Genomic DNA, 24,418 nt, shown 5'->3' with positions numbered 1-24,418 from the left:
ATATATTTGCATAAGAAAATAACAAGCAATGGAAACTACAGTAACAGAAAATCAGAAAAACACAAGTACATTTATTCACTTGTCTACCTTTTTAAAATATTTTTTCCCGTTTGCGAATTATATCGCGCCCATATTAATTTGGACATTCAATAAAGAAAAAGCATTTGTGGACGAACACGGTAAGCAGGCCATTAATTTTCAGTTGAGCACTTTAGTTTATACTATATTAATTGGCTTAATCTGCCTTCCGTTTATTATCATTTTTGCGACAGATTTTATTACACTTATTGAAACCATAGATCATAATTCGGGCGAATTTTCAATAAATAATATTCAGAATCTTTCTGGTTATATTTTATTATTCGGATTGGCAATATTACTGCTGTTGGCGCTCTTCATTTTTGAGCTTTACGCTGTAATTAATGCTACCATTCACGCTTCGCGCGGACAGTTGTATAAATATCCACTTTGTATACCATTTATAAAAACTAACCCTAAAAACCCTATTCAAAATGAGCACATTAGTTAGTTACCTATTGGCTGCCATTTTACAGTTTATAGGCGCAAGCATGCCCACGGAACAGGAAACTGTTAGCGTATTGTCTCATCAACAATGCGAAGAAACCACAAGCGCGCTTCCTTATTCATTCATCATCAATAACGAACAAGAGTTCAAAAAACAAGTAAACGAAAATTTATGAAAATCGAAAACACAAAAGCGCAGATGCGAAAAGGGGTTTTGGAGTTCTGCATCCTTTCCGTTTTAAAAGACGGCGAGGCTTATACTTCAGACATTCTTGAAACTCTAAAAGACGCAAAGATGCTTGTCGTGGAAGGTACAATCTATCCGCTGCTCACAAGGCTTAAAAATGCAGGATTGCTATCCTACCGGTGGGAAGAATCTACCGGCGGACCACCACGCAAGTATTATGAACTTACCGCAACCGGTAAACTATTTTTAACAGAATTGAACGGCACCTGGAGCGAATTGCAACAGGCCGTGAACATTGTAACCAGCGAAAAAAACACAAAATGAACAAGACAGTAAACATAAATTTGGCAGGCACTTCCTTTCACATAGACGAAGATGCCTTTGGGAAACTTTCGCGCTACCTAGACGCCATCAGAAAATCGCTAAAAAGCGCTGACGGAAGTGAAGAAATAATGCAGGACATTGAAGCCCGCATTGGCGAACTTTTTTCTGAAAAGATTGAAAGTCCAACGCAAGTTGTATCGCTGAATATTCTTGACCAAGTAATTGCAGTTATGGGACAGCCCGAAGACTACGAAGTTGACGACGAAATTTTCGAAGACGTTTCTCCTTCATCTAAAACGAGGTCAAAATCGAGTGGAAATTCTTCACATAAGCAACTTTTTAGAGATGTGAATAACAAGTATATCTCTGGTGTATCCTCTGGTTTAGGACACTATTTTGGCATCGATGCCATTTGGGTTCGACTTATTTGGATACTATTAATATTTGCAGGATTTGGTTCGCCAGTTCTAGTATATATTCTATTATGGGTGCTGGTTCCTCCAGCACTCACAACTTCAGACAAACTGAAAATGACTGGAGAGCCTGTGAATATTTCGAACATAGAACGAAAATTCAAAGAAGGTTTTGACAATGTTGCAGACCGCGTAAAAAACGTAGATTATGACAAATATGGTAATAAAATAAAATCGAGCACTTCTGGTTTTTTCGACAATTTGGGAAACGTAATTAAAACACTTTTTATGGTGTTTGCAAAATTTATCGGGGTATTAATAATTATCGTTTCACTTTCTACAATTATCGGGTTGGTAGTGGGATTTTTCACCTTTGGATCCATAGATTTCTGGGGTAATAATACAGTTTTAGACAACTTTGCAATGGTAGATGTTACTAATGTTCCAATTTGGTTATTAGCCTTATTAGGCCTATTCGCCATTGGAATTCCATTTTTTGCATTATTCGTTTTAGGACTAAAACTTCTAATTAGTAACCTGAAATCGATGAGCTCCACAGTAAAAATATTACTGATTGTGGTTTGGGCATTATCTGTTATTGGCTTAGCCTTTTTGGGAATAAAACAAGCTACGGAACAGGCTTACGACGGAAACTATATTGAAGAACAATCTTTAGCCGTTCGCAGCGGAGATACCTTGCGTATTGCTATGCAGGCCGATAAACAATTTAGTTATGAAGTGCGCCGTGAAAGCGGACTTGAATTAAAATATAATGCGGAAGAAAAAAGAGTTATTTATTCAAGTAATATTATATTGAATATTAAATCTTCTAAAGATTCCATCGGAAAAATTGTAATTGAAAAAGCAGCGGAAGGGAACAACAATCTAGATGCTAAAAAACGCGCTAAGGCTATAGATTACAAGTATTCTATTGAAAACAACACTTTGATGCTCGACGGATTTTTCATTACAGATACTTCAAATAAATTTCGCGATCAGCAAATTGAAATAACGGTTTATGTTCCTGTGGGAACAGTAATTTATTCCGAAGAAAATACGGCTTCGTATTACAGCTACAATTCAAATTTTAAGGAATTAAGTAATTGGGACAACGAGGCGCATTATTTCAGAATTCTAAAAAACCAAGTAACATGTTTGGATTGTAAAGAGATAATAGAATCCATTGAAACAACCGACACTTTGGAAACTATAAATTCTCAAAAAGTTGTGGATTCCACGCAAACTATTCAGAAAAATACTTGGGAAGAAAACGTGAATGCAGGTTTTGAAAATTAACAGACAAGTACTGAAAATTTACACAAAACAAAATATTGTTACCATCAACTAATAACCAAAAACTAAAAGAAATGAAAACAACAAGTTTTATAATCGCAATTACCGCAGTACTATTGTTTAGCGCTTGCAACATTAATATTAATAATGGTGAAAAAGGCAACGGAAACGTAGTGACCGAGGAACGTGAAGTTACCGAAGATTTTACTGAAGTACGCGGAAGCGCAGGATTAGAGGTTTTCCTTACCCAAGGCGCCGAAAACAAAATTGTAGTTGAAGCTGATGAAAATTTACTTCAATATATTGAAACCAACATTCAAGGAGGAAAACTACACGTTACCACTTCAGAAAATATTGGACGTTCAGAATCGAAAAAGATATACGTTACTTTTAAAGAACTTAATAGTATTGAAGCCAGCAGTGGCGCAGAAGTAACGGGGAATTCCGTAATAAAAAGTCAGAATTTAAATCTTAAAAGCAGTAGCGGCGCAGAATTAAAAGTAGAAGTTTTTGCACAAGATTTAGTTGCAAAAAGCAGTAGTGGTTCAGATTTGGAAGTATCGGGAAAAGCTACTTCTTTAAATGCAGATGCCTCTAGCGGCAGTGAAATAAACGCAAAGAGACTTTTGGTTATCAATTGTAAAGCAGAAGCTTCCAGCGGTGCGGAAGTAACGGTTACTGTGAAGGAAAAATTAGAAACGAGCGCAAGCAGTGCTGGTGAAATAAACTATTATGGCAATCCAGTTTCAGTAAATTCAGATAAAAGTCATTCGGGAAGCGTGAACAAAATGTAAAGCTATCGACATTCTTTTTATTTTTAAATAGCTCCCGAATAGCCAAAAAGGCTTAACAGTTTCATAAAATACTGTTAGGCCTTTTATTATTTATAATAATTTTAAGAGGTTTTCATCGTTAATATTTCAACTTTATTGCAAACAAAAAAATTATGAAAAAAATAATCATATTATTAGCCATAGTTGTATTTGCATCTTGCAGTTCTGAAGATGATTCAGGGAATGCAAATAGCAGCGAGTTTCAACAAATTAACACCACATTGCCACAAGGTGAATGGATGATAAGTAAGTTAATAGATGGAAATTCAGATCACACTGCAGATTTTGAAAGCTTCGTGTTTAATTTTAATGAAGACGGAACCGTAACTGCCACAAACGATCTTTTTACTGAAAATGGAACGTGGGCTTATGATAATGCTTCTAGCGATATGGAAGAGTTAGTTTTGCAGTTTAGTGAAACTACCCCGTTTAACGAAATTAACGACGACTGGGAAATTGTATCTGTAAGCAATGCGAAAATTGAACTTTCAGACATTAGCGGAGGCGACGGCGATATTGAATTGTTGACGTTTACGAAAATCTAATTTAAATTATAGCCATTAAAAAAGCCGCTTCAATAGCGGCTTTTTTTTATCTGTATTTAGAACGTTTTAGGCAGTAACTTCAGTTTCTATAGTCGCAAGATAACGCTCAGCATCTAAAGCTGCCATACATCCTGTTCCTGCTGCAGTTACAGCTTGACGATACTCTTTATCTTGAACATCTCCACTAGCAAAAACTCCAGGCATATTAGTTTTGGTAGATTTACCTTTTGTAATAAGGTAACCTGTATCATCCATGTCTAACTGACCTTTAAATATTTCAGTATTCGGTTTATGACCAATGGCTATAAATAAACCAGTTATTTCAATTTCTTTCTTTTCGCCGGTTTCGTTGTTAACCATTCTTAGGCCTTCAACCACCGTATCTCCCAAAACCTCATCAACTTCGGTGTTGTAAAGTACTTCTAAGTTTTTGGTGTTATTTACACGGTGTTGCATCGCTTTTGAAGCTTTCATAAAATCTTTACGCACCAGCATAGTAACTTTGCGGCAAATGTTTGAAAGATAGGTAGCCTCTTCTGCAGCGGTATCACCTGCTCCAACGATTGCTACATCCTGATTTTTATAGAAAAAACCATCACAAACTGCACAGGCAGATACTCCACCTCCACGTAATTTTTGTTCGCTAGGAAGTCCCAAATATTTTGCAGTGGCACCTGTTGAAATAATAACTGTTTCAGCTTCTATTTGGGTGCTGTTATCTACAGTCACTTTATGAATTCCACCTACAACATCACTGAATTCAACGTTAGTTACCATTCCAAATCTCACTTCGGTTCCAAAACGTTCTGCTTGTTGTTGAAGTTGCACCATCATTGTTGGGCCATCAATTCCTTCAGGGTAGCCTGGAAAATTGTCAACTTCAGTAGTAGTGGTTAATTGCCCTCCAGGCTCCATTCCTGTGTACATAACAGGTTTTAAATCTGCTCGTGCAGCATAAATGGCAGCAGTATATCCCGCTGGTCCTGAACCAATAATAAGGCATTTTATTCTTTCAATAGTTTCGCTCATAATATGTTTTTCAGTAGTTTTTTCGAAGGGTAAAAATAACAACTTTCAAAAGAATGCCATTCTAAAAGTTATGAAGATTTACTATCGATGTATTAATATTAATTATTTGGTCGATTATTTTGAAATAAGCCAGCGCCCACACGGTTTTTCATAAAATTCAAAATCACAGCATACTAGCAACACGTGTTGAAAATGGAAAATATATTTGAAATTGAACCATTCCAAAATATTCCACCATTACCTTAAAGGGTACTTGCAAAGCATTAATATTTGACTATTTTTGCCGTTCTAAATTTTAATCTCGAAGGCTTTCGAAATTGAATTTTAAAACTCGGGATGTAGCGCAGCCTGGTAGCGTACACGTCTGGGGGGCGTGGGGTCGCAAGTTCAAATCTTGTCATCCCGACTTAACGAAAAATGATCTAGCTTAACTAGGTCATTTTTTATTTTCGGAAACGTCAAAAGCGTGTTTTTGAAAGTGGACGGAATAAAAAATGAGAACGCGACAGGCGTTCATTTTACATTTGCACTAAGGGTTTATTAAGATTCTGTAAATCTTGTCATCCCGACATTATTAAAGAAGACATCTTAAATGGTGTCTTCTTTTTTTTTGGGGGTAGTTTTTCTCAATATTAAAAAGCCTCCATTTAAAAAATGAAGGCTTTAGATTGAATTAAAATAAGGCATAGCATTCAATGCTATTCTTCCTCTTGCCAATTTTCTCCCCTGCGGGTTGGATCTTGATTTTTCTGATTTTCATTTGGATTGTTTCTGTTACCAACTCCCGGGTTTTGATTCTGCTGTAATTGCTGATCTCTTTGATTGTTGGGAGTGTTTTGACTTTGCTGATTATTCCCTTGACGACCTTGTTCAACTTGGGGATTTCTTTCATTTGAATTTTCCATAACAATAAGATTTAGAATTATTTTTTTTTGTTCTATAAAGCTAATGAGGTTTTAGTACAGGTAAATATCTTATAACAAATTCTTTAGAATCATTTAGTGATAATTTAACTGTAACAATTAAAATGAAATTTTTTCTGGTTTCAAAAATTTTGTCGCCTAAAACTGAAATTTGTTAAAGTATTTTAAAGGTAAATACTAGCTATTATTCTTCTTACTAATTTTATTTCACTAATAAAAAAACTACAATATGAAAAACTTAGAAGAATTATTCGAACACCAATTAAAGGATCTTTACAGCGCTGAAGATCAATTAACAAAGGCATTACCTAAAATGGTTAAAAATGCGAAAGACGCCAAATTAAAAAAGGCCTTTGAAGATCACTTAGAAGAAACCAATGAACACAAGAAGCGCATAGAAGAAATCTGCGATGAATTAGACATCGATCCAAAAGGCGAAACTTGTAAAGCAATGAAAGGCCTAATTAAGGAAGCAGAAGATTTTCTTGATGAAGTTAAAGACGAAGACGTTAAAAACGCTGGAATGATCGCTGAGGCGCAACGCGTAGAGCATTATGAAATTTCAGGTTACGGTACCGCGGTTCGTTATGCAAAGGAATTGGGTCATGATTCCATCGCTAAAAAACTTCAAAAAACGTTGGATGAGGAATATAATGCCGACAAGAAGTTAAACGATTTGGCAGAAAAACGCCTTAACAGCAAAGCTAAGTAATGTATTTAAGTGCAATTGAAAAGCCCGTTTTATAGCGGGCTTTTTTTAAATAGAAAATTGGATAGCGTAATGGGAATATCAGATTTATCAATTTTCTGAAACAATGAAGTGAATAAACTAAAACATAAAAAATTAATAATCATTTAAAACAAAGATTATGGGAAATACACAAGATGGTTTTGATAAAAAAAGAGATCACAACCAATACGGAGAAGTAGAAAAAGAGAAAGCTGAAAAGAAGAAAGGGCAACACATTCCAGATTCAAAAGGGAAAAAAGCCAATACCAAAAAGGACGAATAAAGTTCTAGCTGACATTTATCATTTTACACTAGAGGCTCAAAAAGTACTTTTGTATGCTCAATTAAAAAGGCATGCAAAGTACTTTAGTTTCAAAATATAACGTAGCTGGTCCACGATACACTAGTTATCCCACAGTTCCCTATTGGAAAAATGATGACTTCTCCCTTAAAGAGTGGAAAAAAGGAATCATTAAAAGCTTTTCTGAAAGTAATTCCGAAGAAGGCATCAGTCTTTACATCCACCTCCCTTTCTGCGAAAGCCTTTGTACATTTTGTGGTTGCAACAAACGCATTACCAAAAACCACAATGTTGAAACGCCCTATTTAGAATCTGTTTTAAACGAATGGCGACTTTATTTAGAATTATTTCCTCAACGACCAATTATAAAAGAATTGCACCTTGGCGGCGGAACACCAACATTTTTTTCAGCCGAAAATTTAAAATTGCTTCTCAAGGGAATTTTTAGAGATGCAACTATTGCCGAAAATCCTTCCTTCAGTTTTGAAGGTCATCCCAATAATACTTCCGAAGCGCATCTTCAAACACTTTTTGACTGCGGATTTACAAGGGTAAGCTACGGTGTTCAGGATTATAATCCAACCGTTCAAGTTGCAATTCACAGGCTTCAACCGTTTGTAAATGTGAAACGCGTTACTGAAAAAGCCCGTGAAATTGGCTACACTTCTGTGGGACACGACATTATTTTTGGTCTTCCTTTTCAGAAAAAAGAACACATTATTTATACTATTGAAAAAACCAAAGAGCTAATGCCAGATCGCATTGCTTTCTACAGCTACGCTCATGTGCCGTGGATAAAAGGAAACGGGCAACGCGGGTTTAAAGATGAAGATTTACCCAGCGCAACCGAAAAACGTGAGATGTATGAAACGGGCAAGAAAATGCTGGAGGAAGCCGGATATATTGAGATTGGCATGGATCACTTTGCTCTAAAAACCGATAGCCTTTTCAAAGCGATGGAGGGTAAAACTCTGCACCGCAACTTTATGGGTTATACCGATAGCAAAACACAATTAATGCTCGGGCTTGGGGTTTCTGCCATTGGCGACAGCTGGTATAGTTTTGGGCAAAATGTAAAAAATGTAGAGGAATACCAAGAATTGGTAAGCCAAAATATCATCCCAGTTTATCGCGGCCATATTTTAAACGAAGAAGATTTACTGATACGAAAACACATTTTGAATATGATGTGCAAATTGGAAACTTCTTGGGAAGAAGAATCGCTTCAATTTAAAGAATTGCCCGATGTTCTCGAAAAAATTAGGGAAATGGAAGATGATGGTTTGATAGAAATCACTTCCGAAAAACTTCAAATTACAGAAAAAGGGCGTCCGTATGTGCGCAATATTTGTATGGCTTTCGATTTACTTTTACAACGCAACCAACCAGAAACCCAACTGTTTTCTATGACGGTTTAAATTGCGCGTTAATCGGTCTACAAGTTTTTAAAAAACTTTTCTAAAGTTGATAAAGGTCATATTTACTTTCACTCATAAATAAGATTTTTGTATCTGAAATCAATTTAAAGATGAACTTTCTAAAAACTACTTTTTCATTAATTATATTTTTCACAGTCACTTCTTCCTTTTCACAATTTACAGTGGATGCAGAGCTCAGACCAAGGTTTGAATTTAGGCACGGTTACAAAACACTTTTCCCAGATGATGCAGATCCTGCTGCATTTGTGTCGCAACGCACACGCCTTAATTTTGGGTTTAAAACTGAAAAACTTCATTTCTATTTAAGTCCGCAAGATGTACGTGTTTGGGGCGATGTACCACAATTGAACGTTGCAGACGAAAACGGATTTTCGCTTCACCAAGCTTGGGGTGAAATTCCTTTAACGCCAGATTTATTTTTGAAAATAGGAAGACAAGAAATAGTTTACGACGATTCGCGTTTCCTCGGGAATGTAGATTGGGCACAGCAGGGTCGAAGTCATGATGCTGCAGTTTTAAAGTACGAGTCAAATGCTATTAAATTGCACCTTGGCGCTGCTTATAATCAAAATAAAGAAGCCTTGACGGGAAACGTTTTAACCACAAACACATACAAAAGCCTTCAATATATATGGCTTCATAAAGACTGGAAAAAGCTGAATGCAAGTTTTCTGTTTTTGAATAATGGACTGCAATATATTGATGAAATTGAAGAGTCAAATAATGAAACACGTTACAGCCAAACCGCCGGAATTCATTTAAAAGCGAATGTAGCTAAGTTCAATTTTGCTTCAAATATGTATTATCAATTTGGGACAGACGTTGGTAATAATGACCTTAATGCTTACCTCCTATCGCTTGAAGCAAAATACGATGTAACCGAAAAACTAAATATTGGTTTAGGTGGCGAATTACAAAGTGGGAATGATAACGGTGCTTCTGCGAACGGGGAAAATAATGCTTTTAACCCACTCTATGGAACCAACCACAAGTTCAATGGGTATATGGATTATTTCTACGTTGGTAATCACCTCAGCAATGTGGGATTAATTGATGGGTATGCGAATATTAAGTATGCTTTCAACAAAAAATCTAGTCTTCAAGCTACCTTCCATCAATTTTTTGCCGCCGCGGAAATGATAAACGAAACTTCAAATAAGCTGGGGTTCGAAGTAGATTTAGTAACTTCACTGAAAATGAGTGAGTTTACTGGGATTCAGGCCGGATATTCACAATTTTTTGCTTCAAAAGGAATTGAAACTATCAAGAATAATTTCGATGGAAATTCCAATAACTGGGCGTGGATAATGGTGACGATTGATCCCGTATTATTTACTTGGCAGAATCAAAATACAGAAATAAATTAAAGCTTAAAACATCTAAATAACTAACCAATAAAATCCAACCCATGAAAACAAACTTTAAAAAATTAGTCGTTACCAAAGTGCTCGTCGGCATAGGAGCTATGGTCTTACTAACTAGCTGCGTAAATGATCAGTCTGATAAAAAATATAAAGACACCGTAGATATTCCTGTAAATCAAGAAATGATTGCAGAACTTACTTCACCACCATTTGTTCCAACCCCTGTTGGAAAACGTATGGCGAAAAAATTGATTGTAGATCTTGAAATTCAAGAACGTGAAGGTGAAATGACAAGTGGCGTAAAATATGTTTATTGGACATTTGGCGGTACCGTTCCTGGAAGTTTTATACGTACCCGCGTGGGCGACGAGGTAGAATTTCACCTTAAAAATCACCCAGATAACAAGTTGCCTCACAACATTGACCTTCACGCTGTGAATGGTCCAGGAGGTGGAGCAGAATCTTCTTTTGTTGCTCCAGGACACGAAAAAGTTTTTTCTTTTAAAGTACTTAATCCTGGATTGTATGTTTACCATTGTGCTACCGCACCAGTGGGAATGCATATTGCAAACGGAATGTACGGTCTAATTTTAGTTGAGCCAGAAGGTGGTTTGGAGCCCGTTGATAAAGAATATTACGTAATGCAAGGCGATTTCTATACAGAAGGTAAATATGGCGAACGCGGCATGCAAGCATTCGATATGCAGAAAGCAATTAATGAAACCCCAGATTATGTGGTATTTAACGGCCATGTTGGTGCTATGACAGGAGATAATGCATTAACTGCAAAAGTGGGCGAGAAAATACGTCTCTTTGTAGGTAATGGTGGTCCAGGTCTTGTTTCATCCTTCCATGTTATTGGAGAAATTTTTGACAAAGTTCATGTTGAAGGAGGCGATCTAATAAACACTAACGTACAGACTACGTTGATACCTGCTGGTGGAGCAGCAATCGTAGAATTCCGTGTGGATGTTCCCGGAACATTTATAATTGTTGACCACTCCATCTTTAGAGCTTTTAACAAAGGTGCTTTGGCAATGTTGAAAGTAGAAGGTGAAGAAAATAAAACTATTTATTCTGGCGAAATACGCGACGGAATCTACCTGCCTGAAGGTGGCGTAATACAATCTATGCCAACGGGTGGCGCAAAGGTTATAAAAGAAGAAGCAAAAGCTTTAAGTTTTGAAGATCAAATGGCTTTTGGTAAAGACAAATATATGGCAACTTGTGTTGCTTGTCACCAAGCAAACGGGCAAGGAATTGAAGGTGCTTTCCCTCCTTTGGCAAAATCAGATTACTTAAATGCCGATATTAATCGCGCAATCGATATTATATTACACGGTAAAACTGGAGAAATTACAGTAAACGGTAAAAAATACAATAGTGTTATGACCGCTCAGGCATTAAGTGATGAGGATGTTTCAAGTGTATTGACGTACGTTTATAACAGCTGGGGAAACTCCAAAAAAGAAGTTACTGCTGAAATGGTGAAAGCCGTTAGAAACAAATAAATTGATCAAATTGAAGATTTATAGCACCGCCCTTATCGTATTCCTTTCATTATTTTTTGAAATTAATGCTCAAAATAGTGAAATGGCAATGGTAAAAGGCGGTGTTTATTTACCGCTTTACGGCGCCGAAGGAAAACTAATAAAAATTGAGCCTTTCCAAATGGATGTGTTTCCAGTTACAAATACAGATTACTTAAAATTTGTACAGGAAAACCCAGAATGGAAAAAAAGCAATATTAAGGCCTTATTTGCTGATAAAAGCTATTTAACCAAATGGAAGGATGATGGTACTTTTATAGGCCTGCCAAATGCTCCAGCAACAAATGTTTCTTGGTTTGCTGCCAAAAAATACTGCGAGTGTCAAGGCAAACGGCTACCTACCATGGACGAATGGGAGTTTGCAGCAATGGCAAATGAAGATGTTCCCGATGCAAGAAAAATAGAAAAATACAATCAGTATATTTTAGGTTGGTATGAAACACCAAGAACGTACAATAATCCTATTGGTGAAACCTTTATGAATTATTGGGGCATTTATGACCTTCACGGTTTGGTTTGGGAATGGACGTTAGATTTTAATTCGGTGTTAATTTCGGGAGAATCTCGAAAAGACGTTGATAAAGATTCAAACCTTTTCTGCGGAAGCGCGGCAATTGGCGCATCAGATTTAATGAACTATGCTGCTTTTATGCGGTATGCCTTTAGAGGAAGTATGAAAGCGCGTTATTCTTCCCAAAATCTAGGATTTCGATGTGCGAAAGATGTTGAAAATTAAAAAAAGTAAAGATGAAAAATTATAAATATATAGTAATAATGCTCGCTTTAGGAGCATTAATTTCCTGTAATAATTCAACAGAAAAAAAAACGGATATTACTGAAACCGCAAAAGTAAAAAAAGGTGAAGGTGAAAGCATTCCCGAAATGTCTATCTACAATCTTCCCTCCAATTGGACCAATCAAAACGGCGAACAGATTGAATTAAAGAGTCTGCAAGGGAAAGTGGTGGTTATGGTTATGATTTACACAACTTGTAAAGCTGCCTGCCCGCGTTTAGTAGCCGATATGCGTAACATTGAAAAACAGGTGCCGGATGACAAAAAGGACGATGTGCAATATGTTTTTGTGAGCATTGATCCAGAAACCGATACGCCTGAAAGACTAAAAGCATTTGCTAAGGAAAACGAAATGGAGGCTGATAAATGGCTCTTTTTACGAGGAACCGAAAGCGATACCCGCGAATTTGCCGCCGTTCTTGCTGTTAATTACAAACAAATTTCACCAATGGATTTTTCGCATTCAAACATTATAAGTGTTTTTGACCAAAATGGCGAAATGGCGCATCAACAGGAAGGTTTAGGTGTAGATAACAAAGAGACTGTGCAAGCCATTGTTGATTTGGCGAAGTAATTTATTTTATGAAATAGAGTAGAGAGCAGAGAAAGTGAAAAACACTCACCACTAATCTAGCTTCTATGATTTAATCTTTTTCCTTTTCCACTTATAAATCAATTTTTTCCTTTTCCGACGATTCGTATAGTGAAGAATCATACCTACCACAATAGCCAATACCACAATTAAAATTACGCCTGCAACTAAGCCGCTCGTAAAATCTGACCAAAATGTAGAATGTAAAAACATCATCGGTTTCAGGTTAAATTGCTTTTGTGGAATTGGTTAATAGTTAATCGAAACTACTTAAAAAAATGCTAGACTGCACAAAACAGTTGGATATTTTAGAATTTTTCATTTTCAGAAGAGGAAATGTCATCGTCATTCTTCTTTTTGCCTCCCATAACAAAGCTAATTACAATTGCGGTAAGCGCAATACATAATATAGCAAAGAAAATAATAATGGCGGTGCCCATACCCCAATTGGCCAGTGGTAAAATTAAATTTATCATAGTCATTATATTTTTTGGTTATTAATTAATTCATTTTCTGATACGGTGGGTTGGCAATTATAATTTGCATCCACAGATTCGGTCATTGGTTTAGGCGAAATATATGGAATTCCCAAGCCTAGGCCGCGAACTATAAAAAGACACGCAATAACTACTATAAGCACCGGAATTGCACGACGAATACGCTGACGCACTTGCCCATTCAAAAAGTTACCCAGGTAAATTGCTGAAGTCATTAACGGGATAGTTCCCATCCCGAATACTGCCATATATAAACTTCCTTGCAAAGCATTGCCCGAAGCTATCGCCCCAAAAACAGCCATATATACAAGACCGCACGGCAAAAAACCGTTTAGAAAACCAATGGTCAGGAATGTATCGGGCGTTTTCTTTTTAAGTTCCTTTCCCAGTGCCGACTTCACTTTTGAAACTATTTTATAAATAGGTTTGGAAAAATTATATCTATTGAAAGTTCGTTGCGGAATAAAGATTACCAAAAGCATTAAAACGCCAATTGCAATTGAAAGCTGTTGCTGAAAGCCGAATAAATTAAGGCTTTTTCCAACTAATCCGAAAATCAATCCAATAATGCTATAAGCCAATATTCTTCCGAAATGATACAGAAAAATCTGCCCTATTTTCTTAACATTATTATTTCGATCTACTGGAAGCAGAAAGGCAATGGGTCCGCACATCCCTACGCAGTGGAAGCTACCCAATAATCCGAATATGAGTGCGGTGTATAACATTTATTTAATTTTCAATACGCAATTTTCAATTTCCCTTGGGAAGTTATTTGGTATAAACTATTTCATTTTTATACAAATAATCTTCTCCTTCATAGCGCCATTGCACAATTGTATTCCAACGACCAGATACCAAGCGATTGTCTGGTATGAGTATGTTTTTAGCAGACAGTTGCAGCGGCAGTTGAAAATCGAGCTTTTTATCTGAAGGTCTATAAAGGCGAACCGTACCCGTAATTTTTGAGTAGTCTAGATTTTCAGGAAAAGTTAGCATCCATCCAGCTTCAGTTCTTTCACCAGAAATAGATCCGCTTAGGTTATTCGAATTCTGTTCGTCGTCTATTTCCTTTTGATAGACCATTTCTTTTTTATAGTATTCTTCGGTTACCAAATCGTAATCGTACTTTTTTTCGGCACTGATTTTTATAACGAAAAACATAATAAAACCAATAAAAAGCACCAATACAATCGCTAATCCTGTTCCCCAATTCATTTTCATCGTGATATTCTTTAGTGTTATATTTTATACTTTATTTCTGCTTGCAATTCAAGTTTATATTGACACGAGTTTAATTATAACTCCGCGGTCCCAAAAATGTAACGCTGGTTGTTTCAATTAATAAATCGCCACTAAATACTTGAATAACCGCTCTATTTTTATCGCCACTAAGGACCGCATTATTGATTTCAATAAAGAGCGTTCCTTCTGCTAAATCTTGTGCTGGAACTAAAATTTCTCCTTGTTTTACAGTATGTATTGTCCCTTTCGGAGATTTCAACTTAAAGTGAATTTTTTCAATATCTTTTGTAGTTTTGTTCAGCAATTTATAAGTGAAAACATTACTTATCATATTGTCTGCTTTGTGCTCATAAAGTTGGCCTGGAAGCCTAAGTATATTTGCTTCCACATCACTTCTCAAAAACAATAATCCAGAAAGAACACCAATTAAAACTACTAAAACAGCGGTATAACCTTTCAGTCGTGGCGTAAATTTGAAGGGCGCTTTTTTCTCTATATTTTCTTCACTTGCATAGCGAATTAATCCCTTCGGCAAGTTCACGGCTTCCATAATACTATCGCATTCGTCGATACAGGCAGTACAGTTTACACATTCTAACTGTGTTCCGTTGCGAATATCAATTCCTGTTGGGCAAACATTTACACATTGAAAACAATCAATACAATCTCCTTTTCCGGAAGCTTCGCGATCTTCGTTTTTCTTAAATTTTGCGCGTCCCTCTTCCTTCTCGCCTCTTTTATGATCGTAGGCAACAACGATAGATTTATTATCGAGTAATACGCCTTGTAATCTGCCATAAGGGCAAGCTATAATACAAACCTGCTCGCGGAACCATGCAAAGATAAAATAGAAAACACTTGTAAAAATCAGTAATGAAATCAATGTACTTATATGATCTGAAGGGCCTTCAAAAACGTATTGTATTAAGCGGTCGCTTCCTATAAAATAAGCTAAAAACACATTGGCAATTAAAAACGAAATGATAAAGAAAATGAACCATTTTAGAACCCGTTTTTTAATCTTATCGGCATTCCAGTCTTGCTTTGCCAAACGCATTTGCGCACCTCTATCGCCATCAATCCAATATTCAATTCTTCTGAAAACCATTTCCATAAAAATGGTCTGCGGACAAATCCATCCACAGAAAATTCTTCCAAATGCAGCCGTAAATAGTAAAATAAAAACGACCCCGATAACCATCATAATCACGAACAAATAGAAGTCCTGCGGCCAAAATGGAAATCCAAAAATATTGAAACGGCGCTCCAATACATTGAAGAGCAAAAATTGATTACCATTAATTTTAATAAACGGAGCAGCAAATAAACAGGCTAGCAAAAAATAGCTTACGTATTTTCTGTACTGATACAATTTACCTGAAGGTTTCTTGGGGTAAACCCAAGCTCTTTTGCCTTCATCGTTTATAGTACCAATACTATCTCTGAAACGTTCGTTTTCTGGAGTGTCCAATTTTTAAGTTATTTTGATGTTAGATTTGAAATGTTATGGATTTCTAGAATACAACTATAGCATATTGAATTGTTTTATTCAGCAGCTGCGGTTTCTTCACTCCATAAATCTCCTTCGGGTTCTTTACCGTCTGCAGGGTTGGTTCCGTGTAAGGATATAACATAACTGGCCACTTGTGCCATTTCACTTGGTTTCAAGTCAGATTTCCAAGCAATCATCCCTTTTCCGGCACGGCCACCTTCACTTATTGTATGGAAAATATTTTTAATACCGCCACCCAAAATCCAATTGTCGTCTGTTAGGTTTGGACCAATTCCTCCACCTCCAGAATCTTTATGACAAGCTATGCAATTCTCGGTATATATAGTTTTACCAGCAGCTAGATCAGCAGCATCTGTTAGCAATTCAACAGATTCAGCGTCTATTAAATCCTTATTATTTTTTTTGAATTCAGCGATTGCAATTTCCGCTACCACAACTTCTGTTTCATATTCGTCAATCTGGCTAGGACCGTCAAAAACTTCATAGTAAACAAAATAAACGACCGCAAATACAATGGTAAAGTAGAATAAGTACGTCCACCAAGGCGGAAGATCATTATCGAGTTCGCGGATGCCATCGTAATTATGATCTAGTACAATTTCCTGTTCTTGAGCCATAGGCTTGGCACCAAGCATATCATTATACTTTCTTTTATACCAGCCAAAACGGTTTTGTTCGCGCAGTTGGGCTGCTGTATTAAAACGTTGTTTAGCTTCATCGTTTAGCCCTGTAAAAAGAACTCTTTGCAATGCCGCGACAACTATTTCTAAAGCAATGGCGAAAAATAAAACCATTCCTAAAACTGCCCAAATAATTGGATATTTTAGTATTGCCCAACCATCTGCCGAATCAATTGAAATTTCCAGTAGAAAAAAGGCAAGGACCATAAAGCCAATAACCCTTAAAAATGATGCTGTGGTTTTCATTTGTAGATAATATTAGTTTGGTTAGTGAAAGATGAAATGCTCAAATAAGCCATCTTCTTAAATTTTAAATATGTGAATAAGCATTTCATAACGTTTCTTCGTTTTGGTTGATAGTATCGTCTTCCAATGGAATATTGCTCACTTCACTTATATGATCCTTTTTTGCAGTGACTACCCAATAAAAAAGCCCGACAAAAAAGAAGAAAAATATTAAAAGTGATATCATTGGATATATTTGAACATTGTCTATGTTCTCTAGGTTTCCTTTTATAAACTTTAACATAACTATTCGTTTTTGGCTGAAGTATCTTCAGCGGTTTTTACTTTTATATCAGTTCCTAATCGTTGTAAATAGGCAATAACAGCAACTATTTCACGATCCTTCATTTCTATAAATTCTTCACCGTTTTCTTTAGCGTATTTCTTGCTAGCTTCGTAAGTGGTTACAAAATCTGGATCGCTATAAAGGTTTTTCTCAATTTTTGTTCCTTGCTCATCCATCCATTGCTGCGCATTTGCTATTTCTTCTTCGGTATAAGGAACCCCAAGTGTAACCATAGCATTCATTTTAGCTTCGGTGTCAGATTTGTCTAATTCTGAATTTATCAACCAGCTATAAGACGGCATTATAGAACCTGACGATGTGCTCTGTGGATCGTACATATGGTTTAAGTGCCAGTTATCTGAATACTTTCCACCAATACGATGCAGGTCTGGACCAGTACGTTTACTTCCCCATAAAAATGGGTGGTCGTACACATATTCACCAGATTTTGAATATTCACCATAGCGCTCTACCTCGCTTCTAAACGGTCTTACCATTTGTGAGTGGCAACCCACGCAGCCTTCACGTATGTAAATATCACGTCCTTCCAATTCTAGTGGCGTATATGGTTTCACACTTGAAATTATAGGCACATAATCATCAACCATCAACGATGGAATAATCTGTACCATACCACCAATTAAAATGGCTATAGTAGCATAAATTGTCAATTTAATAGGGCGACGCTCTAACCATGTGTGGTAGCCTTCGCCTGTTGTTTGTTTTCTGGTAACTGGTGCAAGTGGCGCTGCTTCGGCCAATTCATCTGTAACTTTACTACCTCTTCTCGCCGTCATTACAATATTATAAAGCAAGATAAATGCTCCTGTAATGTAAAGCGTTCCACCAATGGCGCGCATCCAATACATTGGCATAATTTGGGTAACTGTTTCAAGGAAGTTACCATACGTTAGCGTTCCATCTGGGTTAAACTGGTTCCACATAGAAGCTTGCATAAATCCTGCAACGTACATTGGCAGAGCATACATAATGATACCTAAAGTACCTATCCAGAAATGCGCATTGGCGAGTTTAATGGAATATAATTTTGTTTTGAAAAGTCGCGGCACCATCCAATAAATCATACCGAAAGTCAAGAAACCGTTCCAAGCAAGGGCGCCTACGTGTACGTGGGCAATAATCCAATCGCTAAAGTGAGCAATTGCATTTACGTTTTTAAGTGAAAGCATTGGGCCTTCAAAAGTTGCCATCCCGTAACCGGTAATTGCGACAACCATAAATTTTAAAACTGGATCAACCCTAACTTTATCCCAAGCTCCACGAAGGGTTAAAAGTCCGTTTATCATACCACCCCATGATGGTGCTAAAAGCATTATTGAAAAAGCAACCCCTAAGTTCTGCGCCCATTCTGGAAGTGCAGAATATAGCAAGTGGTGAGGTCCTGCCCAGATATAAATAAAGATTAAAGACCAAAAGTGAACAATAGATAGTCGGTAGGAATATACCGGTCTGTTGGCAGCTTTCGGTACAAAATAATACATCAACCCTAGAAAAGGTGTAGTTAAGAAAAACGCTACCGCATTATGCCCGTACCACCACTGCACCAGCGCATCCTGTACGCCAGCATACATTGAATAACTTTTTAAAGCAGTTACTGGAATTGCCATACTGTTTACAATATGCAATACAGCAACTGTAACCCAAGTTCCTAAATAGAACCACAATGCTACGTATAAATGACGCTGGCGTCTTTTTACCATCGTCATTATTAAGTTAACACCAAATGCTACCCAAATTATTGCAATTGCAATATCAAAAGGCCATTCTAACTCGGCGTATTCTTTTGAAGTAGAATAACCTAACGGAAGTGTAATTGCAGCTCCAACAATTATTGCCTGCCAGCCCCAAAAATTTAGATTACTCATAAAATCACTCCACATACGTGCTTTTAGCAATCGTTGCGAAGAATAATAAACTCCGGCAAAGATGGCATTACCTACAAATGCAAAAATAACTGCATTGGTGTGTAATGGTCTTAAACGCCCAAAGCTGAGCCAAGAAATACCTTCCGTCATATTCGGAAACAAAAACATAAAGGCCAGCAAAAGGCCGACGCTCATACCAATGAGTCCCCAAAAAATGGTGGCATTGACGAATTTTTTGACAATCTGATTGTCGTAGTAAAACTGTTCTGTTTGCATAGTTTTAAAAAAATTATTCCTGCACCTCGGTGGCTTCTGTACGAAGTGGAGTTGCAGGTTCGGTTTCTGGATTGGTTTTAGTTTCTTTTAAATTTTTAGTCTTGTGCGATATATCATCTTTTACTAATTCATCTTCAAAAAGCATACGCACAGAAGGGGTATAAGTATCATCGTATTGGCCACTTCTTACTGAAAAAATAAAGAGCGCAAAAAAGATGAGCGCCACACAAACGCTGATTGCCAATAACATATAAATTATGTTCATACTTAAAAATTATATTCAAAAATATTGCTGCAAACGTCCTTAAAATATGACATTCGTCAATTTTGCTTATTTATATTGGTTCTTAATCTCTTGCCAATAAACTGTGTGGCAATAGTTGTAAAAATCACGATACTGATGGAACTCAAAGGCATCAAAATTGCCGCCACTACAGGACGTAAATGCCCAGTAATTGCAAACGATAATCCAATTAAATTATAGACAAGAGAAAATAAAAATGCCCACTTAATAATCTGCACGCCACTTTTGGCAAGATTTAAGTAATCGCCAATTTTGTTGAATTGCGAAGCATCCAAAATACCGTCGCAAGCGGGTGAAAAAACATTCGTATTTTCTGAAATCACAAAACCCACATTGCTTTGTTTTAAAGCGCCAGCGTCATTAAGCCCATCGCCAATCATTAAAACCTGTTTTCCGCTTTGCTGAAGTGTTTTTATGAAATTAAGCTTGTTATCTGGCTTTTGGTTAAAATAGAGCTTTGTGCCTTTGGGAAGCATTGTTTCCAGCCGCTCTCGCTCGCCTTCATTGTCGCCCGAAAGCACAATTACTTCTTTGTCATTTCCAAGTTGTGAAAAAAGTTCAGAAATGTTATTTCTGTATTCACTATTAAAAACATAACAACCCTTGTAAACCTGATTAGCACTGATGTGAACAGTGGTTTTATTTTTTAATTCGGAAGTATTTTCATTGTAAAATCCTACAAACTCGTACGATCCAACTTTTATAGAATTATCATTTGAAGTTGCAGAAATTCCCTTTCCTATTTCTTCTTCAAATTCATCTAAAGTTTGAATGTTATTCTTGTCTAAAATACTGTAAAGAGAGCGACTCAACGGATGGCTGGAAGCACGAAGCGTGCTAGTTAACAGTTGTTTTTCTTCTGCAGAAAGCGCTAAACCTTCATAAGTTATAATGTTTTTTTGATTGGTTGTTAGCGTTCCAGTTTTGTCAAAAACAATGGTGTCTAGCTTCGCCATTTGTTCAATTACGGAAGCTTCTTTTAAATACAATTTTTCTCTTCCGAAGATTCGTAGCACATTGCCCAAAGTAAAAGGCGCAGCCAATGCAATAGCGCACGGACAGGCAACAATCAGAACCGAAGTAAAAACATTAAATGCTTTTGAAGGATCGAACATTAACCAAAAAATGGTGGAAATAAAAGCGATTGAAAGCAGCACCACGGTAAACCGTTTGCTAATGCTATCTGTAATAGACTCGAAAATTCCTATGTTGTCTTTGCTGAAAACATCGTTGCTCCAAAGTTGCGTTAAATAGCTCTGCGCAACGGGTTTCAATACTTCGACTTCCAAAATACCGGCTTGCTGTTTGCCGCCGGCAAAAAGTTTATCGCCACTTTTTTTGGTAATTGGCTCCGCTTCGCCCGTAACAAAACTGTAATCTATTAGCGCGTTTCCTTTTATTAAAATAGCGTCTACGGGAATAATTTCGTTATTGCGAATAAGTAGCCGATTACCTTTTTTAACGGTGAAAACTTCAGCTTGCTCCTCTACGGTTTTTCCTTCGGTATTTTTGAAAAGTCGCGTAACTGCAATTGGAAAATACGATTTGTAATCGCGTTCAAAAGAAAGGTAACTGTAGGTTTTCTGCTGAAAAAATTTCCCCAGCAATAAAAAGAAAACCAAACCTGAGAGACTGTCAAAGAAGCCCGTACCCAAATCGAACACAATGTCTATGGTGCTTCTTATAAAAAGAACAGCGATCCCCAAAGCGATGGGAACATCGATGTTTAGTATTTTTGAACGAAGCCCTTTGTATGCCGAAGTGAAATACCCACTACCCGAATAAAAAACAACAGGAAGTGAAAAAGCAAACATCAACCATCGAAAAAACGGTTTAAACTGATCCAGCCAAAATTCGGAATGTTCAAAATATTCGGGAAATGAAAGAAACATTATGTTTCCAAAGGCAAAGCCCGCAACGCCTAATTTGTAGGTTAAGCTTCGGTTTATGTATTTTTCCTTTCGCTCAGAATCATCCAGTGAAATATAGGGCTCATACCCTATTCTGCTTAAAAGAATCACTAAATTTTTAAGGGAATTTTCTTCAGCCGTAAAAGTAACTCGCAGCGTTTTTTCGGGAAAATTTACTTGTGAAGTTTTAACGGCAGGATTGAGTTTGTTCAGATTTTCAAGAATCCAAATACAACTGCTACAGTGAATTGACGGTATTAAAAACGAAACAATTTGTGTGCTTCCGTCATTGAATTCCAGCAATTTTTCAACTATAGCTTCATTATCCAGAAAATCGTACTTACCTGCAATTTCTTTGGGAGAAATTCCTGGTGTTTTTTCAATATCGTAATAATAGCTTAGGTCGTTGTTGTGGAGAATTTCAAAAACAGTTTTGCAACCATGGCAGCAGAAGGATTTTTCCTCATGCTTAATTTCAACATCCAAACATGGATCACCACAATGGAAACAATTTACCATTAATCTAAAAGTTGCTCGTTATACCTGCAGCAAAGGTCGCAACGCTTTTAGTTTTGTAAAATGACAATTATCAGCTTTAAAAGGCTATTTAGGCACTTTTAAGAAATAAATATTTTTGAGAAATAAAATTCCCACGGCTATTGGAAATGCACAACTTAGAATTGTGAGCAGTAAATAATAATCTTGAAAAAAAGGAAGGCCTAACCATAGCGCCGTAGCTTTATAAAAAATAAGTAATTCTGTAGTTATAAAGGCGAAAATGAAAATCGAAATGAAGGTTTTGGGAAGTTTTACCAGTTTAAAATATTCAAGAAAAGCGAGCATTGATGTAATTACAATTCCCAAGAAAACCACGTGCAGATAACCAATTACAAAATCTTTTAGTTGAAAAGCCAAGTTAGCGAAATATGGAAAAGCTGAAAAAAGTTGCATAAAAAGTTTTACAATCATAAGTGCTCCGGCGATTTTCAGAAGAAAAAAAGCATTCGTGCTAAATGACTTTTTTATAACTGAAAAGTGACTTTTAAGCAACAAATACAATTCGTAAAAAGCCAAAAGTTGAACCACTGCTCCAGCCAATCCGAGTATATAAATTGCTACAGGCGGTATAAACCAAAGGAATGAAAGAAAGACCGTAAAAAACACCCCAAAATTTAGAAGCAAGTAAAATGATTTCAATTTTTCGGGTTTGAATTGAATTCCCTTTTCTTCTAAAACATAAAATAATATACCCAAAAGAGCTATTATAAACCAACCGTTATACTGAAAGTGCAGGTAGAAATAAATGGACGATTTGTACCAAATGGATTCCGCGCCTAAAGTTGCCATAACGCCACCAATAGCCCACGGTCCGATGCTAGAAATAACTAAATACCATAGTGCAGTTTTTACTAATTTCCACGAAAATCTATTTTTAAAATGCTCGGGAATATACTTAATAGCGAACCATAAAAACCAATAAGTAGCGAACAGAAAAAGTGTAGAAAAAATAATGGAAAACAGTGCGTAGCCTTGAATTGGAAAGCTAATTAACATTCCTAAAATGCAGAAATTGGTAAAAACGAAAATACGTTTGTACAATTTCGGTTTTTGTGCTTCGGCTAGAAATAATTGGTAAATCAAGATTGTTAATCCTAAATAAATCCAACCCAATAATGCGGTGTGCGAATGTGCATGAAGAATAAATTTATAATTGAGTGGAATAGGAATTACGAAAAAAAACCGCAGCAGTAAGCCCATAAGCGCCACCACCAAAAAATACGAGAGGGCAATGGCAATATGTTTTCTTAAATCCATCAAAGTTTAAAATTAAAATAACAGTCCAGAAATTCGATATTATAACTCCCCTTTTTGCCAAACTTCCGAACTGTCAATAAAATCAATTTTAGGTATATCCAGAATCAAGCTTGGATACAATCGTTGACGGTTTTAGTTTTTCTTCAATTTCTTTTCCAAAATCAATGCCTTCGGAAAAAGAATATTATTTTCTAAATGCACGTGCTGATGCAAGTCTTGTTCAAATTCGTCAAGCTTTGCGTAGAATGCACGGTATGTATTACACGCTCCTTGTGGAGGTGTGTAATCTTTGCTTAATTTAGCAATTCTACGTAATATTTCGCCAGCTTCTTCGTGTTCGGCTTCCATCATTTTTATTGGATTTTCAACAGATCCAAAATGAATTGCAGGAACTTCAGTGCCATCACGTTCTGCTTTTACAAGTTTTTTAATGAAAGGGAAAAGTATCAATTCTTCCTTTTTCATATGGGCAGACAACTCCTGAACAACTTTGGTTACAAGAGATTCTATCTCTGCAAGTTCGGTATAATGATGTCCGTGAACTTGGTTTACACGTTTAGCATATTGCAAAAGCAATGGGTTGTTTTCTTCCACATAATTGTGGTGCACATTAATTATATGGTCTGTTAAGAAATCGATTTTCCAACTGTTGAAATCATAGGCACGATCTTGAATGGTGTCTAAACTTAACAGCTCTGCTTCCAAAATAGATGGATCAATCTTTGCTTTTTCGCAGGCTTTTTTAATACTAACGCCGCCCCCACAGCAAAAATCTATTCCGTGTTTTTTGAAAATATGTGCGGCTTTTATGTTTTCAGTAACGACATCGGCTACCGTTTTTTCTTGAAGTGTTGTCATGGTCTTAAAAGTTTTAATGAA

At 36.5% G+C, this 24,418-nt stretch carries 26 protein-coding genes and 1 tRNA gene; 14 read left to right on the top strand and 13 right to left on the bottom strand.

The window, feature by feature from the left end:
• The first annotated feature begins 28 nt into the window (after nucleotides 1-28).
• From AC3RVG_RS08435 to AC3RVG_RS08410, 6 genes are all read left to right on the top strand, one after another.
• A complete protein-coding gene (locus AC3RVG_RS08435) occupies nucleotides 29-529 on the top strand; it encodes a DUF4870 domain-containing protein (RefSeq protein WP_489691011.1) in 501 nt (166 codons plus the stop codon).
• Nucleotides 513-701: a hypothetical protein gene (locus AC3RVG_RS08430; RefSeq protein WP_489691010.1), complete on the top strand. Its 189-nt coding sequence runs from the start codon at nucleotides 513-515 to the stop codon at nucleotides 699-701. The genes AC3RVG_RS08435 and AC3RVG_RS08430 overlap by 17 nt, the downstream gene beginning before the upstream one ends.
• Complete coding sequence (locus AC3RVG_RS08425) at nucleotides 698-1,036, top strand: PadR family transcriptional regulator (RefSeq protein WP_489691009.1); 339 nt, start codon at nucleotides 698-700, stop codon at nucleotides 1,034-1,036. The genes AC3RVG_RS08430 and AC3RVG_RS08425 overlap by 4 nt, the downstream gene beginning before the upstream one ends.
• Nucleotides 1,033-2,745, top strand: coding sequence for a PspC domain-containing protein (locus AC3RVG_RS08420; RefSeq protein ID WP_489691008.1), 1,713 nt, complete (start codon nucleotides 1,033-1,035; stop codon nucleotides 2,743-2,745). Before AC3RVG_RS08425 ends, AC3RVG_RS08420 begins: the two co-directional genes overlap by 4 nt.
• 71 nt (nucleotides 2,746-2,816) lie before the next feature.
• Entirely contained in the window at nucleotides 2,817-3,536 is a 720-nt protein-coding gene (locus tag AC3RVG_RS08415) for a head GIN domain-containing protein (protein WP_489691007.1), read from the top strand.
• 152 nt (nucleotides 3,537-3,688) lie between these two features.
• Complete coding sequence (locus AC3RVG_RS08410) at nucleotides 3,689-4,120, top strand: hypothetical protein (protein WP_489691006.1); 432 nt, start codon at nucleotides 3,689-3,691, stop codon at nucleotides 4,118-4,120.
• A gap of 66 nt (nucleotides 4,121-4,186) precedes the next feature.
• Here the strand turns inward: AC3RVG_RS08410 and trxB are convergent, their stop codons facing one another.
• Complete coding sequence (trxB, locus tag AC3RVG_RS08405) at nucleotides 4,187-5,149, bottom strand: thioredoxin-disulfide reductase (protein ID WP_489691005.1); 963 nt, start codon at nucleotides 5,147-5,149, stop codon at nucleotides 4,187-4,189.
• Between the two features lie 332 nt (nucleotides 5,150-5,481).
• On the opposite strand from trxB, the gene AC3RVG_RS08400 reads away from it, so the two are divergent.
• Nucleotides 5,482-5,555 (top strand) — tRNA-Pro (locus AC3RVG_RS08400).
• 292 nt (nucleotides 5,556-5,847) lie between these two features.
• On the opposite strand, the gene AC3RVG_RS08395 is transcribed toward AC3RVG_RS08400, so the two are convergent.
• The gene (locus AC3RVG_RS08395) at nucleotides 5,848-6,054 is read right to left on the bottom strand and encodes a hypothetical protein (protein WP_489691004.1); all 207 of its coding nucleotides are present in this window, start codon (nucleotides 6,052-6,054) and stop codon (nucleotides 5,848-5,850) included.
• A 247-nt stretch (nucleotides 6,055-6,301) separates the two neighbouring features.
• Here AC3RVG_RS08395 and AC3RVG_RS08390 point away from each other — a divergent pair, with 247 nt between their 5' ends.
• From AC3RVG_RS08390 to AC3RVG_RS08360, 7 genes are all read left to right on the top strand, one after another.
• A complete protein-coding gene (locus AC3RVG_RS08390) occupies nucleotides 6,302-6,784 on the top strand; it encodes a YciE/YciF ferroxidase family protein (protein ID WP_489691003.1) in 483 nt (160 codons plus the stop codon).
• 157 nt (nucleotides 6,785-6,941) lie between these two features.
• A complete protein-coding gene (locus tag AC3RVG_RS08385; RefSeq protein WP_489691002.1) occupies nucleotides 6,942-7,085 on the top strand; it encodes a hypothetical protein in 144 nt (47 codons plus the stop codon).
• A 71-nt stretch (nucleotides 7,086-7,156) separates the two neighbouring features.
• Nucleotides 7,157-8,521: an oxygen-independent coproporphyrinogen III oxidase gene (gene hemN / locus AC3RVG_RS08380; RefSeq protein WP_489691001.1), complete on the top strand. Its 1,365-nt coding sequence runs from the start codon at nucleotides 7,157-7,159 to the stop codon at nucleotides 8,519-8,521.
• 110 nt (nucleotides 8,522-8,631) lie between these two features.
• Entirely contained in the window at nucleotides 8,632-9,909 is a 1,278-nt protein-coding gene (locus AC3RVG_RS08375) for an alginate export family protein (protein ID WP_489691000.1), read from the top strand.
• A 41-nt stretch (nucleotides 9,910-9,950) separates the two neighbouring features.
• Complete coding sequence (gene nirK / locus AC3RVG_RS08370) at nucleotides 9,951-11,417, top strand: copper-containing nitrite reductase (RefSeq protein ID WP_489690999.1); 1,467 nt, start codon at nucleotides 9,951-9,953, stop codon at nucleotides 11,415-11,417.
• 10 nt (nucleotides 11,418-11,427) lie between these two features.
• On the top strand, nucleotides 11,428-12,192 hold the full coding sequence (locus AC3RVG_RS08365) for a formylglycine-generating enzyme family protein (RefSeq protein WP_489690998.1): 765 nt from the start codon (nucleotides 11,428-11,430) through the stop codon (nucleotides 12,190-12,192).
• A gap of 11 nt (nucleotides 12,193-12,203) precedes the next feature.
• Nucleotides 12,204-12,824: an SCO family protein gene (locus AC3RVG_RS08360; protein ID WP_489690997.1), complete on the top strand. Its 621-nt coding sequence runs from the start codon at nucleotides 12,204-12,206 to the stop codon at nucleotides 12,822-12,824.
• Between the two features lie 326 nt (nucleotides 12,825-13,150).
• On the opposite strand, the gene AC3RVG_RS08355 is transcribed toward AC3RVG_RS08360, so the two are convergent.
• From AC3RVG_RS08355 to ric, 11 genes are all read right to left on the bottom strand, one after another.
• A complete protein-coding gene (locus AC3RVG_RS08355; RefSeq protein WP_489690996.1) occupies nucleotides 13,151-13,318 on the bottom strand; it encodes a hypothetical protein in 168 nt (55 codons plus the stop codon).
• Nucleotides 13,319-13,323: 5 nt separating this feature from the next.
• Nucleotides 13,324-14,067: a sulfite exporter TauE/SafE family protein gene (locus AC3RVG_RS08350; RefSeq protein ID WP_489690995.1), complete on the bottom strand. Its 744-nt coding sequence runs from the start codon at nucleotides 14,065-14,067 to the stop codon at nucleotides 13,324-13,326.
• A gap of 43 nt (nucleotides 14,068-14,110) precedes the next feature.
• Nucleotides 14,111-14,563 (bottom strand): FixH family protein, encoded by a 453-nt coding sequence (locus AC3RVG_RS08345; RefSeq protein ID WP_489690994.1) that lies wholly within the window; start codon nucleotides 14,561-14,563, stop codon nucleotides 14,111-14,113.
• A 70-nt stretch (nucleotides 14,564-14,633) separates the two neighbouring features.
• Nucleotides 14,634-16,055, bottom strand: a complete 1,422-nt coding sequence (ccoG, locus tag AC3RVG_RS08340) for a cytochrome c oxidase accessory protein CcoG (RefSeq protein ID WP_489690993.1) — start codon at nucleotides 16,053-16,055, stop codon at nucleotides 14,634-14,636.
• 74 nt (nucleotides 16,056-16,129) lie between these two features.
• Entirely contained in the window at nucleotides 16,130-17,023 is an 894-nt protein-coding gene (locus AC3RVG_RS08335; protein WP_489690992.1) for a cbb3-type cytochrome c oxidase N-terminal domain-containing protein, read from the bottom strand.
• A gap of 85 nt (nucleotides 17,024-17,108) precedes the next feature.
• Nucleotides 17,109-17,306: a CcoQ/FixQ family Cbb3-type cytochrome c oxidase assembly chaperone gene (locus AC3RVG_RS08330; RefSeq protein WP_489690991.1), complete on the bottom strand. Its 198-nt coding sequence runs from the start codon at nucleotides 17,304-17,306 to the stop codon at nucleotides 17,109-17,111.
• A 2-nt stretch (nucleotides 17,307-17,308) separates the two neighbouring features.
• Nucleotides 17,309-19,510: a cytochrome-c oxidase, cbb3-type subunit I gene (gene ccoN / locus AC3RVG_RS08325; RefSeq protein ID WP_489690990.1), complete on the bottom strand. Its 2,202-nt coding sequence runs from the start codon at nucleotides 19,508-19,510 to the stop codon at nucleotides 17,309-17,311.
• Between the two features lie 13 nt (nucleotides 19,511-19,523).
• Complete coding sequence (ccoS, locus tag AC3RVG_RS08320) at nucleotides 19,524-19,775, bottom strand: cbb3-type cytochrome oxidase assembly protein CcoS (RefSeq protein WP_489690989.1); 252 nt, start codon at nucleotides 19,773-19,775, stop codon at nucleotides 19,524-19,526.
• A 56-nt stretch (nucleotides 19,776-19,831) separates the two neighbouring features.
• Nucleotides 19,832-22,243, bottom strand: a complete 2,412-nt coding sequence (locus AC3RVG_RS08315) for a heavy metal translocating P-type ATPase (protein WP_489690988.1) — start codon at nucleotides 22,241-22,243, stop codon at nucleotides 19,832-19,834.
• A gap of 84 nt (nucleotides 22,244-22,327) precedes the next feature.
• Complete coding sequence (locus AC3RVG_RS08310) at nucleotides 22,328-23,539, bottom strand: hypothetical protein (protein WP_489690987.1); 1,212 nt, start codon at nucleotides 23,537-23,539, stop codon at nucleotides 22,328-22,330.
• Between the two features lie 132 nt (nucleotides 23,540-23,671).
• Complete coding sequence (gene ric, locus AC3RVG_RS08305) at nucleotides 23,672-24,397, bottom strand: iron-sulfur cluster repair di-iron protein (protein WP_489690986.1); 726 nt, start codon at nucleotides 24,395-24,397, stop codon at nucleotides 23,672-23,674.
• Nucleotides 24,398-24,418 lie beyond the last annotated feature (21 nt).

It is taken from the genome of Aequorivita sp. IT1282 (assembly GCF_058068205.1).
The sequence above is the reverse complement of the archived record's forward strand: the minus strand, read 5'-3'. Positions and strand labels throughout refer to the sequence as shown.